The following is a 14,675-nucleotide window of genomic DNA, read 5'->3' as shown; positions in this document are numbered from 1 at the left end:
GTGCTTTTTGGCGCCCTTTCGCGGAGACCGGGTATGAGCCAAAAACACCATGAAAGCAGGCAACCGCGCAGGGCGGTGCGCGGGCAGACGTTCGCCGGGAGTATCCCTGGTGCACGGGAGATCGGCGGCCTCATTCGGCCGGTCGCGCCGCTCGCCGCGTCACGGCCGCCGGAGCCCTTCTCGGAATCGCGAACTCTACAGAACTCGATCCGATACCGGCGGCAGCGGAAAATCGTGGAAGTGGACGATGACGCCATCCGCGTCGATGAAGATCACCGCATAGGCGGGCGGCTCGTGGCCCAGGCGCCAGCTCTGCGAAAAATCGAGCGCGGTCTGGTGGTTGGTGCTGCGCAGCGTACTGACGGGAATGCCGCGCCAGCTGCCGGCGATCGGCCGATGGACGTGGCCGGCGAAGATGTGGCGGACATTTCCGTGACGCGACAGGACGTCATGGAAGGCATCGGCGTCAGCAAGCCTGACCTCGTCGAGCACCGGCATGTGTATCCGGAAGGGTGGGTGATGCATGAACAGGAGGACCGGCCGGTCCCCCGCCTCTCGCAGCCGTTCATCGAGCCAGTCGAGTCGCGCCGCGCACAGCCTGCCCTCGACCTGGCCGTCGTCCAGCGTGTCGAGCAGGATCAGCCGGCCCTCTGTGCCATCGAACACGCTCTGCACGAACCCTTGCTCGGCAGGCGCGTTGGGAAACATTTCAAGGAAGAGCGCCCGGTCGTCATGGTTGCCGAGCATCAGCCGGCAGGGTGGAGAAAATTGCGCCAGCCTGTCCCGCAACCCCGCATAGGCTTCCCGCTCGCCATCATTGGTCAGGTCGCCTGAGATCACCACCAGTTCGGCATCGGCGTAGTTCTTGCCGATATCGGCAAGGCAGGCCTCCAGCCTCGCCAGCGGGTCGGAGCCGTAGAGCAGGCAACCTGGCGTCATCAGATGCGGATCGGAGAGCTGGATGATTTTCATGGACCTGACCGCACCCTTCCCGCCGGCGCCGCGTGGCGCCAGCCAGAAACGCAACGCCTTGATCGACCCTCTACTGCGCCGTCCAGCCGCCATCCATCGGCAAGGTCGTGCCGGTGATCTGCCTGGCGGCGTCCGAGCATAGGAACAGTGTCAGCGCGGCAAGTTCCTCCACGGTGACGAATTCCTTCGTCGGCTGTGCAGCCAGAAGCACGTCATGCTTGACCTGTTCCTCGGTCATGCCGCGCGCTTTCATGGTGTCGGGGATCTGCTTCTCGACCAGCGGCGTCCAGACATAGCCGGGCGCGATTGCGTTGACGGTGATGCCGTCCTGCGCCACTTCCAGCGCCACCGTCTTGGTCAACCCGGCAATGCCGTGCTTGGCCGAAACATAGGCCGATTTGAACGGCGAGGCGACCAGCGCGTGCGCCGACGCCGTGTTGATGATGCGGCCCCATTTGCGCGCCTTCATCCCTGGCACCGCCGCCTTGATGGCATAGAAGGCGGCCAGAAGATTGATGCGGATGATGGCTTCCCACTTGTCGTCGGGAAATTCCTCGATCGGCGCGACGTGCTGGATGCCGGCATTGTTGACCAGGATGTCGAGGCTGCCGAACGCCGCCTCGGCGTCATGCACCATGCCGCTCACCGCCGCGCCATCCATCATGTTGGCGTCGGAGTAGCGGCACTTAACACCGAAATCCTTCTCGATGCCCGCGCGCTCCTGCTCGATGGCTGCCGGATCACCGAGACCGTTGATGGTGACATTGGCGCCCTCGGCGGCGAAGGCGCGGGCGATGGCTAGGCCGATACCGCTGGTCGAGCCGGTGACGAGGGCATTCTTCGAAGACAGGGAACCCATGATGATCTCGCGAGAGGTGGAGGAGAATGGAAGGATATAATTGTGCGTCGCAACATGACAATGACAGAGCCATGTGTCGATGCGATTACAGCTGGACGACAGCGCCGGCACGGCCCCAGTCCGCTGCGAAACCAAGGTCGTTTGCCTGACACGGCACTGTCATGGTGCCGTGCAACATAATCGATTGCGCATTCGCGCGGTCATTCCTGAACGAAATTCATCAGAACCTTGGGGGTGCAGCTTGGAAATCGCCGATGTCGTGAAGCGCGCCTATGCGATGCCGCTGACCAATCCGTCCTTCCCGCCCGGTCCCTACCGGTTCTTCGACCGCGAATACATCATCATCACCTACCGCACGACACGCGAGGCGCTGGAGGCCGTCGTCCCGGCGCCGCTGGAAATCGACGAGCCGCTGGTCAAGTACGAATTCATCCGTATGCCGGACTCCACCGGCTTCGGCGACTATACCGAGACCGGACAGGTCATCCCGGTGAAATACAAGGGCCAGCATGGCGGCTACGTCCATTCCATGTATCTCGACGATGACGCGCCGATTGCCGGCGGCCGCGAGCTGTGGGGCTTTCCGAAGAAACTGGCCAACCCCAAGATCGTCCACGAAGGCGAGGTGATCGTCGGCACGCTGCATTATGGCAGCGTTCTGTGCGCCACCGGCACGATGGGCTACAAGCACCGGGAAGCCGATCACGATTCCGTGCTCGCATCGCTCGCCGCCCCCAATTTCCTGATCAAGATCATCCCGCATGTCGACGGCGGCCCGCGCATCTGCGAGCTGGTGCGCTATTACCTCACCGACATCACGCTGAAGGAAGCCTGGACGGCGCCCGCGGCGCTTGATCTCAGGCCCCACGTCATGGCCGACGTGGCGAAGCTGCCGGTGCTCGACATCGTATCCGCCGTCCACTTCAAGGCCGATTTGACGCTTGGGTTGGGCGAGGTCGTCCACGACTATCTTGCCGATCACAGCCGGCTCGCAACCAGCACAACCCAGCCGGAGAAAATTCGTGCTTGAACGCCACCGAAACAAGGAATTCGCCGCGACGATCGCGGAGATATCGGCGCAGTATGACCGCATCGCTTTGGTGTTCCAGGGCGGCGGCGCGCTTGGCGCCTACCAGGCCGGCGTCTACCAGGCGCTGGCCGATGCCGGCTGCGAGCCGAGCTGGCTGTCCGGCGTTTCGATCGGCGCCATCAACGCCTCGATCATCGCCGGCAATGAACCCAGCCGCCGCCTGCAGCGGCTCGAACAGTTCTGGCAGACGATCTCGGGCCGCAAGATCTGGTCCTACACGCCGGAAGGCGACATCTACCGCGACATCCGCAACCGCACCTCGTCATGGATGACCATGACCATGGGCCAGCCCGGCTTCTTCAAGCCACGCAACCCCAACCCATGGTTTGAGCCGCAGGGCGCCGAGGGTGCGACCAGCTTCTACGACACCGCTGAACTGAAAGACACGCTGGAAAGCCTGATCGACTTCGATGTGCTGAACGACGGCAAGAAGCGGCTGAGCGTCGGCGCGGTCAATGTCCGGACCGGCAACTTCGTCTTTTTCGACACAGACAAGGTGCGCATCGGACCCGAGCACATCATGGCCAGCGGCGCGCTCCCGCCCGCCTTTCCATCGGTCCGTATCGAAGGCGAGTACTATTGGGACGGCGGCATCGTCTCCAACACGCCGCTGCAATATCTGCTCGACCAGGAAGAGGATCGCTCGTCGCTGGTGTTCCAGGTCGACCTGTTCAGCGCCCGCGGCGTGCTGCCGCGCAGCATGCCCGACGTGCTGTCGCGTCACAAGGACATCATGTATTCCAGCCGCACGCGCCAGAACACCGACAATTTCAAGCGCATCCATGGCCTGAAGATGCGCCTGCTCGATGCACTCAAGCGCGTACCCAAGGAACAGCTCACACCAGCGGAAGAAGCGCTCATCGCGGACTATTCGGACGCCGGCGTGGTCAACATCGTGCACCTGATCTACCAGCACAAGGGCTATGAAGGTCACGCCAAGGACTACGAGTTCTCCGGCACCTCGATGCGCGAGCATTGGGAAACCGGTCTGGAAGACACGCAGCGCACCTTGCGCCATCGCAAATGGCTGACCATGCCGGCCAATGCTGACGGCGTCACCATCCACGACCTGCATCGCGAAGACCCGACCTGACATTTGCGTCCAGCGGACTTCGCCCGCGAACGGCATCCTCCGCCGGTTGGGCAAACCGACACGCGCATCGTGCCTATCACGAGCGCTGTCCAGACATGCGGGACAAGGATGCGATCCGCCTGGCCGCCACCATGAGTTCCGCGGCAGCTCGGCAAAACTACGGAGCACGTCTTCACGCCGTCGAGCAAGCTCGGCCGGACTGTGAAGTTCTTCTTCACAGCCTATCAACATTGTCGCGAATATTAGCTCGCTGAAAACAGGCGTACTTCTGAGCGCAGGCAAATCCGCCAGGCTTAGTGGAGTACCGCTGATGACCGTCGAAGCTGTTTCCCCTGCTATCGCTCCATCGCGTGACGCTTGGCGCGGCCTGCTCTGGTTTGCGCCGCTCACGTCGCTTTGGCTCCTGGTGATCTACAGATGGCCGGCGATCCCGGCCACTGGCGTTCCGACCACGGCTCACCAGCTCGCAGCCCACGGGCTCATCGCGCTGGGATTGTGGCTCGGCCTCGAACACACGAGCTTGACGCCAGCTCAACGCCGCAGGACCTGGCTGGCGATCATGATCCCGGACACGCTGTGGCTCGCTTTCAGCTGGAGCGCCGCGATCAACGGCGTCTTTCACGCGGACACTGCCTCTTTTCCGGTATTGCCATCGGCGATCTTCCTACCGGTGGTCATCGGGGCGCCGTTCTTACTGCTCTCGAGGAGGATCGGGCTAGTGCTCGATGCGATGCCAGCGAGCTGGCTCGTCATGCTTCAGCTCTACCGCGTATTCGGCACCTGGGCTATCGCGGCCTGGCTGCGTGGTACGCTGCCCGGCGCGTTCGCGGCGCCGGCAGGCATCGGCGACATGCTGATCGGATTGTTCGCGTTGCCGGTTGCGATCGCAGTGGCGAGCGGCACGGACAAAGGCCGGAGGGCGGCAACTCTCTGGAACATCCTCGGGCTTGCCGACTTCGCAGTCGCGATCACCATGGGCATAATCACCTCGCCCGGCCCGTGGCAGTTGATTGTCCCTGATGTGCAGAGCATCGGCGCAGGCGATTATCCGGGTGTTCTGACCCCTGCTTTCGTGGTGCCAAGCTCGATCCTGTTGCACATGTTGTCGCTACGCCAGCTGCGCCGCCGTAACAGGGCGGAAGTTGCGCGGCGGTGGGAGCCGGCCAACGGTTCCATCGAAAGCTGAACGTTCGAAGCGGCGCGCCCGTTTGGGAAGGCGCACGCTCTGACTCTTCATTGGTCTTCGCAGGACAAAGAAAACGGCGCCGCAGGTGGCGCCGTTCTTTTGACGGTCTGGCGCTCAGAACACCTGGCGGAAGACGATGAACAGCACGAAGGCGAGCGTGATCGAGCATGGCAGCGTCAGCACCCAGGCAAGCAGCAGGTTGCGCACTGTCGACCATTGCAGGCCCGAACCGTTCGCCGCCATCGTTCCGGCGACGCCCGACGACAGCACATGGGTCGTCGACACCGGCAGCCCGAGCCGATCGGCCATGCCGATGGTCACCATCGCGACAAGCTCCGCGGCGGCACCCTGGCCATAGGTCAGATGGCTCTTGCCGATCTTCTCGCCGACGGTGACGACGATGCGCTTCCAGCCGACCATGGTGCCGAGGCCGAGCGCCAGGGCTACAGCGACTTTCACCCAGATCGGGATGAACTTCGTCGCGTTGTCGACGGCCTTATGATAGTCGGTGACCGCCTTGAGATCGGCTGCCTCCATCGGCAGCAACTTCTTCTTGTCGATCAGCTTGAGCGCCTCGCCGATCAGGTAGATGTCGTTGCGGGCGTTGCTGACCAGATCGGTCGGCACGTTGTCGACGGTGGCATAGGGCTGCAGGCCCGCGGTCGTGTTGTGGATGTAGGTCTGCAGCGCGACCGTCGTCTGGTCGCTCCAGGTCCGGGTGCGCACGGCATCCTGGACGGCTGCCTTGGCATCCTTGGCATCCGCGATGGTGACGCCGGGCTTTACATATTTGCCCAGAGCCTGTTCGACGCTGACGGAAGCCGCCTTGTAGGCCTCGAGGTAGTTGATGTCGGGCGTCCGGTTCAGCGCAAAGGCCGTCGGCACGACACCGATCAGGATCAGCATGATCAGGCCCATGCCCTTCTGTCCATCGTTGGAGCCGTGCGCGAAGCTGACGCCGGTGCAAGTGAAGATCAGCAGGCCGCGGATCCACCATGGCGGCGGCGTGTTGCCTTTCGGTGCCTCGTAGAGGGCAGGATTGCGGACGAGCAGCTTCATCGCATAGAGCAGGATCGCCGCGGCAAAGAAGCCGATGATCGGCGACACCAGCAAGGTGATGCCGACATTGGTCGCCTGCGACCAGTCGACACCGCTGGTGGCACTGCCGGCGGGCGCCATGAATTGGTTGGCGAGGCCGACGCCGATGATCGAGCCGACCATCGTGTGCGAACTCGACGCCGGCAGGCCGAGGAACCAGGTGCCGAGGTTCCACAGGATGGCGGCAACGAGCAGCGCGAACACCATGGCAAAGCCGGAGGAAGAGCCGACCTGCAGGATCAGCTCGACCGGCAACAGGGACAGGATGCCGAAGGCGACCGCGCCGCTGGAAGTGAGAACCCCCAGGAAATTGAAGGCGCCCGACCACATGACGGCGAATTCGGCCGGCATGGAGCGTGTGTAGATGACCGTCGCCACCGCATTGGCCGTATCATGGAAGCCGTTGACGAATTCGAAGCCGAGCGCGATCAGCAAGGCTATGCCGAGCAGGATCCACGGCACGGTCTTGGCCTCGGCCAGATCCCGGCTGAGCGCGTAGCCGACATAGACGACGCCGACGAGCACCAATACGCCGAAGGCCGGCAGGAACCACTTCGCGCTACCCGAACTGTGCAGCGGATGATCCGGTCTCGGAATGCCCGCTTCACTAGAAACTATGTCCACCATGTCCCACTCCTATTGCATTGCAGCAAAGAACCGGGACGAACGCTATGTCCGCACAATGAACCCTGTATGACGATATCGAACACAACCTCTGAGCGATATCCCAGACGAAAAGCCGGGCGGTCGACGCTTCAGGCGCCGCTGGATCGCGTCTTCAGGATCGCCGAGAACAGCGGATCGAAGGCACGGCTGATCGGCGCCGCTGCAGCACCGAGCGCGATCGACCAGGGGTCGGTGGTGCCAAGCTGCAGGCGCTGCAGGTTACGGCCAGCCCGGTCGGCGATCGACGGCGGCAGCGGATGCATAGCCTCGACCAGCCGGCGGGCCAGCGCTTCCGGCGCGCCGCTGGTCAGGATCACGGTCTGCGGATCGAAGATTGTTTCGATGAGATGCACGCTCCAGCGCAGATCATGCGCCGCACCATCGATCCAGGCCATCATCTTTGGATCCTCGGCGATGACCAGGGCGTTCATCTGTTCGTAGATATCGCTATCCGCCGGATTGAGGCCGAGATGCTGGTAGAGCGAAGCCAGCGAGGCGCGGTGCTCGAGCGGCGTCGAGCCCGGGCCGGCCGGCCCCAGCAGCGCCATGCCGATTTCGCCGGCATTGCCATGGCCGCCGCTGTAGAGCTCGCCATTGAGGATCAGTCCGGCGCCGATGCCGTAGCCGACATAGAGACAGACCGCGTGGTCGACGCCATGCGCCGCGCCGACGATGCGTTCGGCAGTGGCGCAGGCGGCGGCATCGTTCTGCAAGCCGACATTCAGCCCCGTGCCTTTGGCCAGCGTATCCAGCAGTGGAAATTTCTGCCAGGCCGGCATCATCCATTTGTCGTCCGAATCCTTCAGTCCGAAAGGACCGGGCATGGCAACGCCGAGACCGACCAGCCGTTTTTCCGACTGGGCCGAAATGCCGGCCAGGTCGCGGCGCACGCCGGCGATCAGCTTTAGGATGATCTCGACGCCCTTCGACGGCTCGTCGAAAGGCAGGTTCGCCTCGGCCCGCGCCAGCACGCTGCCCATCAGGTCGACAGCCACCGCGCGCGTCAGATGGCGGTCGATATGCAGGCCGATGGCGAAGGCGCCCTCGGGCACCAGCCTGTAGGGCGTCGACGGCTGCCCCCGGCCCTTGCGCACCGCGTCCAGCGCCACGACCAGGCCGTCGCTTTCGAGATCCTCGATGATGTTGGAGACCGCCTGCTTGGTGAGCTGCGTCGCCCGCGCCAAATCGGCTCGCGACAGCGCCCCGTTGAGGCGCAGCGCCTCGATCATGACCCGGCGATTGTGTGCGCTGGTGCCTTCCTGGTTGGTGCCGCTTTTGGCGCGGATCGGGCTGATGTCGTCCACCGGCTTTTCCCCTCTTGACTCCATTAGAATATTGATCGACTAATTAAGTCAAGCGAGTTGACTTAATGCAATCCGAATGTCCCAAAACAAGATGGCCAAGGCGCTCCGCCTGTCGCCACTGGTCGGCAGGGTAAGCATCAGGTCACGCGACATGGATCCGGGAAGGCAATGCGAAACGCCCGCATCGCCGGCCCGTCAACGCCGGAAATGGGAGAAGAAGATGCTTAGGACAATCACCAAAACACTGGTCGGCGCGGTCTTCGCCGGAGGACTGCTCGTCCCTCACGCTTTCGCCGAAACGACGCTCAATGCGTTGTTCATGGCGCAGGCCGCCTACAGCGAGGCCGATGTGCGCGCCATGACGGACGCCTTCACCAAGGCCAATCCGGACGTCAAGGTCAATCTCGAATTCGTGCCCTATGAAGGCCTGCACGACAAGACGGTGCTCGCCCAGGGTTCGGGCGGCGGCTACGACGTCGTCCTGTTCGACGTCATCTGGCCGGCCGAATACGCGACCAACAAGGTGCTGGTCGACGTCTCGTCGAAGATCACCAACGACATGAAGAAGGGTGTGCTGCCCGGCGCCTGGACCACGGTCCAGTATGACGGCAAGTACTATGGCATGCCGTGGATCCTCGACACCAAATATCTGTTCTACAACAAGGACATCCTGGAAAAGGCCGGCATCAAGACGCCGCCAAAGACCTGGGAAGAGCTTGGCGCGCAGGCCAAGATCATCCAGGACAAGGGCCTGCTGAAGACACCGATCGCCTGGAGCTGGTCGCAGGCCGAAGCCGCGATCTGCGACTACACCACGCTGGTCAGCGCCTATGGCGGCGACTTCCTCAAGGACGGCAAGCCGGACTTCCAGAATGGCGGCGGCCTCTCGGCGCTGAAATACATGGTCGACAGCTACAAGTCCGGCCTCACCAACCCGAATTCCAAGGAATTCCTGGAAGAGGACGTGCGCAAGGTCTTCGAAAACGGCGACGCCGCCTTCGCGCTGAACTGGACCTACATGTACAACATGGCCAACGATCCGAAGGACTCGAAGGTGGCCGGCAAGGTCGGCGTCGTGCCGGCGCCGGGCGTCACCGGCATCAGCGAGGTGTCGGCCGTCAACGGTTCGATGGGCCTCGGCGTCACCGCGATTTCGAAGCATCCGGACGAAGCCTGGAAATACATCGAATACATGACCTCGCAGGCGACGCAGAACCAGTATGCCAAGCTGTCGCTGCCGATCTGGGCCTCGTCCTATGACGACCCGGCCGTCACCAAGGGTCAGGAAGAGCTGATCGCCGCCGCCCAGCTCGGCCTCGCCGCCATGTATCCGCGTCCGACCACGCCGAAGTACCAGGAACTGTCGACAGCGCTGCAGCAGGCCATCCAGGAATCGCTGCTCGGCCAATCCTCGCCTGAAGACGCCTTGAACACGGCGGCCAAGAACAGCGGCCTCTGAGCCGTTTTCTCCGATCACGGGCGGCACTACAGCGCCGCCCGTCCCCTTGGACGGGCAAAGGACGCTGTAGCGTTTTCTGATCTTGCGCACGATCCTCCCGGAAATCGGTTCCGACTTCCTGGGTCATGCGCGAGTGCCGCCCGTGCTATGTCTGAAATCACCATGAATGAAGAGAGGCTGCTCCGATGTCGAGCACCTGGATGACAACCCGTGCATGGCTCTTGATGCTGCCGCTGCTCGTGGTCATGGTCGCCGTCATCGGCTGGCCGCTGGTCGATACGGTCGGTCTTTCCTTCACCGACGCCAAGCTGGTCGGCACCGGCGGCAATTACGTCGGATTCGACAATTACACCAACATGCTGTCGAGCTCGAATTTTTCGCGCACGCTGGTCACCACGACGCTGTTCGCGGTGATTTCGGTTGCCGCCGAAATGGTGATCGGCGTTCTCGCCGCCTTGCTCCTCAATCAGCAGTTCCACGGTCGCGCCGTCCTGCGCGCCTTGATGATCCTGCCCTGGGCATTGCCGACCGTGGTCAACGCGACGCTATGGCGGCTGATCTACAATCCCGAATATGGCGCGCTGAACGCCGCACTGACGCAACTCAATCTCATCGACGCCTACCGCTCCTGGCTGGGTGAGCCGGGCACGGCGCTGACGGCTCTGATCGTCGCCGACTGCTGGAAGAACTTTCCGCTGGTGGCGCTGATCGCGCTCGCCGCTTTGCAGGCGGTGCCACGCGACATCACCGCCGCCTCGCTCGTCGATGGCGCGGGACCGTTCAACCGCTTCCGCTTCGTCATCCTGCCCTATCTCGCCGGGCCGCTGATGGTGGCGCTGGTGCTGCGCACCATCGAGGCCTTCAAGGTCTTCGACATCATCTGGGTGATGACCCGTGGCGGCCCGGCCAACAGCACGCGCACGCTGTCGATCCTCGTCTACCAGGAAGCCTTCTCCTTCCAGCGCGCCGGCTCGGGCGCATCGCTGGCGCTGATCGTCACCTTGCTCGTCACCGTGCTCGCCGTCGCCTATGCGGCGCTGGTCAGGAAGACCGCCGGGAGTGCCGCCTGATGGAACGCAGAAGCCCCGCCTTCACCATCTTCATCCATGCCTGCGCGCTGCTGCTCGCCGCCATTATCCTGGCGCCGATCGCCTGGCTGTTCATCATGAGCATTTCGCCGGCCGCCGATCTCGCCGCCAAGCCGCTGCGCTGGTGGCCGCAGGCCGCCGACTTCTCGCGCTACCAGACATTGCTGTCGACCGCCGAAAACAGCGCCGGCTCTGCCTTCACCTCGTCCCTGCGCAACAGCCTGGAGATCGCCGGCATGGCGACGCTGGCCGCACTCGCTTTGGCCATCCCTGCCGGCTGGGCGGTGTCGCGCACGCCGACGATCGGCTGGTCGCTGTCGATGGTCATCGCCACCTACATGCTGCCGCCGGTGGCGCTCGCCGTGCCGCTCTATATGGGCCTGTCGCATCTTGGCCTGCTCAACAATGTCTTCGGCCTGGCGCTGGTCTATTTGACCATATTGGCGCCCTTCACCACCTGGCTGATGAAATCCGGTTTTGACTCGATCCCGCGCGAGATCGAGGCGGCGGCGATGATCGACGGCGCCGGCCTGTTCCAGACCTTGCGCATCATCACCCTGCCGCTGGCGGCGCCGGTGACGGCGACATCGGCTCTGTTTGCCGTGCTGCTTGCCTGGGACGAATTCTTCTATGCGCTGCTGTTCACCTCCGACCAGCGCGCCAAGACCTTGACCGTCGCCATCGCCGATTTGGCCGGCGGCCGTGTTTCCGACTACGGGCTGATCGCCACCGCCGGCGTGCTGGCCGCTTTGCCGCCGGTGCTGATTGGCCTGGTCATGCAGCGGGCGCTGATCTCGGGCCTGACCAGCGGCGGTGTGAAAGGATGACGATGACTGCAACAAGAATTCGGCCGGCCGGACTGGCCGTCATCGACCGCGAAATGGCGCGCCAAAATGCGGATGCGCGTGCTTCGTTCGGGAACAACACCGCCATGGCGGCAAACGTCGCCGCCTCGATCAGGAAGACCGGGCGTCTGCTGCTGCTCGGCATGGGCGGCTCGCATGCCGTCGGGCGCGCCGTCGAACCGCACTATCGCGCGCATGGCATCGATGCGCTGGCACTGCCGCTCTCGGAACAGCTCGGCCAGCCGGTGCCGCTGGATGGTAAGACGGTGCTCGTCACCTCGCAGTCCGGCGAGAGCGCGGAGGTCGTCAGGTGGTTTGCGGAAGCCGGAAGCGTTGCCGATGTTTTCGGCCTGACGCTCGAGGGCGGCTCCTTTCTCGCCCGCACCGCGCCTTGCCTGGTCGGCGCCGGCGGCACCGAACTAGCCTTCGCCGCGACCCGCAGCCTGACCGTGACCTTCGCCTTGCATCTGGCCATCCTGGCTGCGTTGGGTGAGGACACAAGTGCGGCCGTTGGCGCGCTGGATCAGAAACAGGACAACGACATCACGCAAGCGCTCGCAGCGTTGGCGGAGGTGACGACCATCGTCACCTCGGGCCGCCGCCTGCAAGGTGTGGCCGAAGCGCTGGCGCTCGGCCTCACCGAACTGTCGCGGTTGCCCTGCTTTTCACTCGAAGGCGGTCAGTTGCGGCACGGTCCTATGGAAATGCTCGGCCCGAAAATTGGCGTCATCCTGTTTCGCGGCAACGATCCGACGGCGGAACTGGTGACGGCGATGGCCGTTTCCGTGGTCGAGGCCGGCGCACCGCTCGTGATCTTCGACGCCTCCGGGCAATCGCCGGTCGCAGGCGCCGTCACGCTCTCTTTCAAGCCGGCTTCGGGTCTCGCCGCGATCTTCGCCATGCTGCCGGTGGCGCAGCGGCTGATGATCGCCTTTGCCGACAGCCACGTCGACAATGCCGGCACGCCCGTGCGCTCCACCAAGATCACCAGGAGCGAGTGATGCGTCCGCTAGCGGTGATCGGCAATGTCAACGTCGACCTGATTGTCGGCCCGGTCGCGCCGTGGCCGAAGGCGGGCACGGAAACCGTGGTCGACCATGATGAATTGCGCGTCGGCGGACAGGCCGGCAACACCGGGCTCGCCTGGCAGGCGTTGGGCATTGATTTCGAGATCGCCGCCAATGTCGGCGACGATCAGTTCGGCCACTGGCTGCGCGAGGCGTTCGGCAGCCGTGCCGACAAATGGCCTGTGCGCCCGGAGAGCACGACGCTGTCCGTCGGCATGACCCACCCCGACGGCGAACGGACCTTCTTCACCACGCGCGGACACCTGCCCCGCTTCAGCCTTGCCGACGTATTTTCGGTGCTCGATGGCAAGCAGCTCGCCGGCGGCTATGCGTTGCTGTGCGGCTCCTTCCTCACCGATGATCTGACGCGCGACTACGAGGCGTTCTTCGACTGGGCGAACCGGCACGATATCGCGGTGGCGCTGGATACCGGCTGGCCGATTGAGGGCTGGACCGCGGCGAACTGCAAGGCGGCCCGCACCTGGCTTGCGCGCTGCGACCTTGCCTTGTTCAACGAGGTGGAGACCGTGACCCTGGCAGGCCTGCCCGATCCGGTCGAGGCGGCGCGGCAAATCCAGTCCAGCATGAAGAAGGGCGCTATCGCCGTCGTCAAACGCGGTCCCGAAGGGGCGATCGCCATCGGCCCCGGCGGAGCGCTGGTCACGGCGACGGCGCCCGACGTCAAGGTCGTCGACACGATCGGCGCCGGCGATGTGTTCAATGCGGCCTTCCTGGCCGCACTGGCGCAGGACCAGACGCTGACCGCCTCACTTGCAGCCGCGACGCAGGTGGCGTCGCGCGCCATATCAACCTTGCCGCGTAACTACGGCGGACCGATGCATCCAAGGGAAGCCACGCATGAGCGCGCTTGAAATCCGCAACGTCCGCAAGAATTACGGCAGTGTCGAAACGCTGAAAGGCATCGACATCGCGCTGCAGAGCGGCGAATTCCTTGTGCTGCTCGGCTCGTCGGGTTGCGGGAAGTCGACGCTTCTCAACATCATCGCAGGGCTGGCCGAAGCGACAAGCGGCGACGTGCTGATCGGCGGCCGCTCGATCCTTGGCGTTCATCCCAAGAACCGCGACATCGCCATGGTCTTCCAGTCCTATGCGCTCTATCCGAACCTGACCGTGCGCCGCAACATCGGCTTCGGGCTGGAGATGCGCGGCGTCGCCGCCGACGAGCGCGAAAAGGCGGTGGCGGAAGCTGCAAGACTGCTGCAGATCGAAGCCCTGCTCGACCGCAAGCCGAGCCAGCTTTCCGGCGGCCAGCGCCAACGCGTCGCCATCGGCAGGGCGCTGGTGCGCAAGCCGCAGGTGTTCCTGTTCGACGAGCCGCTGTCCAATCTCGACGCCAAGCTGCGCCTGGAAATGCGCACCGAGCTGAAGCGCCTGCACCAGATGCTGCAGACCACCGTCGTCTACGTCACCCACGACCAGATCGAGGCGATGACACTGGCGAGCCGCATCGCGGTCATGCGCGACGGCAGGATCGAGCAGCTCGGAACGCCGGAGGAAATCTACAATGAACCGGCAACGCTCTATGTCGCCGGCTTTGTCGGCGCACCGTCGATGAACATGCTCAAGGCCACCCTCACGGACGGCGAGCTGGCGATCGACGGTTCGGACGCGCGGCTGCCCTTGCCTGCCCGTTTCAGCCAGACAGTCGCCGACGGCGCGCGCGTCGTGGTCGGCATTAGGCCCGAAGCACTGCGGGTCGCGGCGGATGCCTCAGCGTCATCACTGCCGGTGGAAATAGAAGTCGTCGAGTTGACCGGTCCCGAATTGGTCACCACTGCGCGGATCGGCACCCAGCGGCTGACGGCCTGCCTGCCGCCGGCATCCCGCGTCGCGAAAGGTCAGGCGGTCAGCTTCGCCTTCAGCGAGGACGCGCTGCGGCTCTTCAACCCTGACACCGGCAAGGCTTTTTGAACCTGAAACCGGCGCC

Annotated in this window: 13 protein-coding genes; 9 read left to right on the top strand and 4 right to left on the bottom strand. The window is 64.0% G+C overall.

All coding sequences use genetic code 11. From position 1 onward, the window contains the following. Positions 1-195: 195 nt before the first annotated feature. Together ACWGS8_RS02345 and ACWGS8_RS02340 are read right to left on the bottom strand one after the other, a co-directional pair. The gene (locus tag ACWGS8_RS02345; protein WP_454579421.1) at positions 196-972 is read right to left on the bottom strand and encodes a phosphodiesterase; all 777 of its coding nucleotides are present in this window, start codon (positions 970-972) and stop codon (positions 196-198) included. Between the two features lie 70 nt (positions 973-1,042). Continuing rightward, positions 1,043-1,831, bottom strand: a complete 789-nt coding sequence (locus tag ACWGS8_RS02340; RefSeq protein ID WP_454579420.1) for a 3-hydroxybutyrate dehydrogenase — start codon at positions 1,829-1,831, stop codon at positions 1,043-1,045. Between the two features lie 241 nt (positions 1,832-2,072). Between ACWGS8_RS02340 and ACWGS8_RS02335 the strand changes: the two genes are divergently transcribed. The 3 genes from ACWGS8_RS02335 (at position 2,073) to ACWGS8_RS02325 (ending at position 5,200) form a co-directional block, all read left to right on the top strand. Then, positions 2,073-2,861: an acetoacetate decarboxylase gene (locus ACWGS8_RS02335; RefSeq protein WP_454579419.1), complete on the top strand. Its 789-nt coding sequence runs from the start codon at positions 2,073-2,075 to the stop codon at positions 2,859-2,861. After that, positions 2,854-4,014 (top strand): patatin-like phospholipase family protein, encoded by a 1,161-nt coding sequence (locus tag ACWGS8_RS02330; protein WP_454579418.1) that lies wholly within the window; start codon positions 2,854-2,856, stop codon positions 4,012-4,014. Before ACWGS8_RS02335 ends, ACWGS8_RS02330 begins: the two co-directional genes overlap by 8 nt. Before the next feature lie 310 nt (positions 4,015-4,324). After that, a complete protein-coding gene (locus ACWGS8_RS02325) occupies positions 4,325-5,200 on the top strand; it encodes an MFS transporter (protein ID WP_454579417.1) in 876 nt (291 codons plus the stop codon). Positions 5,201-5,314: 114 nt separating this feature from the next. On the opposite strand, the gene ACWGS8_RS02320 is transcribed toward ACWGS8_RS02325, so the two are convergent. Continuing rightward, a complete protein-coding gene (locus tag ACWGS8_RS02320) occupies positions 5,315-6,925 on the bottom strand; it encodes an inorganic phosphate transporter (protein WP_454579416.1) in 1,611 nt (536 codons plus the stop codon). A 128-nt stretch (positions 6,926-7,053) separates the two neighbouring features. Continuing rightward, positions 7,054-8,268 (bottom strand): ROK family protein, encoded by a 1,215-nt coding sequence (locus ACWGS8_RS02315; RefSeq protein WP_454579415.1) that lies wholly within the window; start codon positions 8,266-8,268, stop codon positions 7,054-7,056. 220 nt (positions 8,269-8,488) lie between these two features. Here ACWGS8_RS02315 and ACWGS8_RS02310 point away from each other — a divergent pair, with 220 nt between their 5' ends. The 6 genes from ACWGS8_RS02310 (at position 8,489) to ACWGS8_RS02285 (ending at position 14,659) form a co-directional block, all read left to right on the top strand. After that, positions 8,489-9,727, top strand: a complete 1,239-nt coding sequence (locus tag ACWGS8_RS02310) for an extracellular solute-binding protein (RefSeq protein WP_454579414.1) — start codon at positions 8,489-8,491, stop codon at positions 9,725-9,727. Positions 9,728-9,912: 185 nt separating this feature from the next. Then, positions 9,913-10,797 (top strand): carbohydrate ABC transporter permease, encoded by an 885-nt coding sequence (locus ACWGS8_RS02305; RefSeq protein WP_454579413.1) that lies wholly within the window; start codon positions 9,913-9,915, stop codon positions 10,795-10,797. Then, complete coding sequence (locus tag ACWGS8_RS02300; protein ID WP_454579412.1) at positions 10,797-11,642, top strand: carbohydrate ABC transporter permease; 846 nt, start codon at positions 10,797-10,799, stop codon at positions 11,640-11,642. The genes ACWGS8_RS02305 and ACWGS8_RS02300 overlap by 1 nt, the downstream gene beginning before the upstream one ends. Beyond that, the gene (locus ACWGS8_RS02295) at positions 11,639-12,661 is read left to right on the top strand and encodes an SIS domain-containing protein (RefSeq protein WP_454579411.1); all 1,023 of its coding nucleotides are present in this window, start codon (positions 11,639-11,641) and stop codon (positions 12,659-12,661) included. The genes ACWGS8_RS02300 and ACWGS8_RS02295 overlap by 4 nt, the downstream gene beginning before the upstream one ends. Next, entirely contained in the window at positions 12,661-13,599 is a 939-nt protein-coding gene (locus ACWGS8_RS02290; protein ID WP_454579410.1) for a PfkB family carbohydrate kinase, read from the top strand. Before ACWGS8_RS02295 ends, ACWGS8_RS02290 begins: the two co-directional genes overlap by 1 nt. After that, a complete protein-coding gene (locus ACWGS8_RS02285) occupies positions 13,586-14,659 on the top strand; it encodes an ABC transporter ATP-binding protein (RefSeq protein ID WP_454579409.1) in 1,074 nt (357 codons plus the stop codon). The genes ACWGS8_RS02290 and ACWGS8_RS02285 overlap by 14 nt, the downstream gene beginning before the upstream one ends. The last annotated feature ends 16 nt before the right edge of the window (positions 14,660-14,675 follow it).

It is taken from the genome of Mesorhizobium sp. 43Arga, from assembly GCF_053714255.1.
This window is presented reverse-complemented; position numbering and strand designations above follow the sequence as displayed.

Coding starts and splice junctions, on each gene's coding strand:
- ACWGS8_RS02345 (WP_454579421.1), bottom strand. CDS start 972: ATGAAAATCATCCAGCTCTCCGATCCGCATCTGATGACGCCAGGTTGC.
- ACWGS8_RS02340 (WP_454579420.1), bottom strand. CDS start 1,831: ATGGGTTCCCTGTCTTCGAAGAATGCCCTCGTCACCGGCTCGACCAGC.
- ACWGS8_RS02325 (WP_454579417.1), top strand. CDS start 4,325: ATGACCGTCGAAGCTGTTTCCCCTGCTATCGCTCCATCGCGTGACGCT.
- ACWGS8_RS02320 (WP_454579416.1), bottom strand. CDS start 6,925: ATGGTGGACATAGTTTCTAGTGAAGCGGGCATTCCGAGACCGGATCAT.
- ACWGS8_RS02310 (WP_454579414.1), top strand. CDS start 8,489: ATGCTTAGGACAATCACCAAAACACTGGTCGGCGCGGTCTTCGCCGGA.
- ACWGS8_RS02305 (WP_454579413.1), top strand. CDS start 9,913: ATGTCGAGCACCTGGATGACAACCCGTGCATGGCTCTTGATGCTGCCG.
- ACWGS8_RS02300 (WP_454579412.1), top strand. CDS start 10,797: ATGGAACGCAGAAGCCCCGCCTTCACCATCTTCATCCATGCCTGCGCG.
- ACWGS8_RS02295 (WP_454579411.1), top strand. CDS start 11,639: ATGACGATGACTGCAACAAGAATTCGGCCGGCCGGACTGGCCGTCATC.
- ACWGS8_RS02290 (WP_454579410.1), top strand. CDS start 12,661: ATGCGTCCGCTAGCGGTGATCGGCAATGTCAACGTCGACCTGATTGTC.
- ACWGS8_RS02285 (WP_454579409.1), top strand. CDS start 13,586: ATGAGCGCGCTTGAAATCCGCAACGTCCGCAAGAATTACGGCAGTGTC.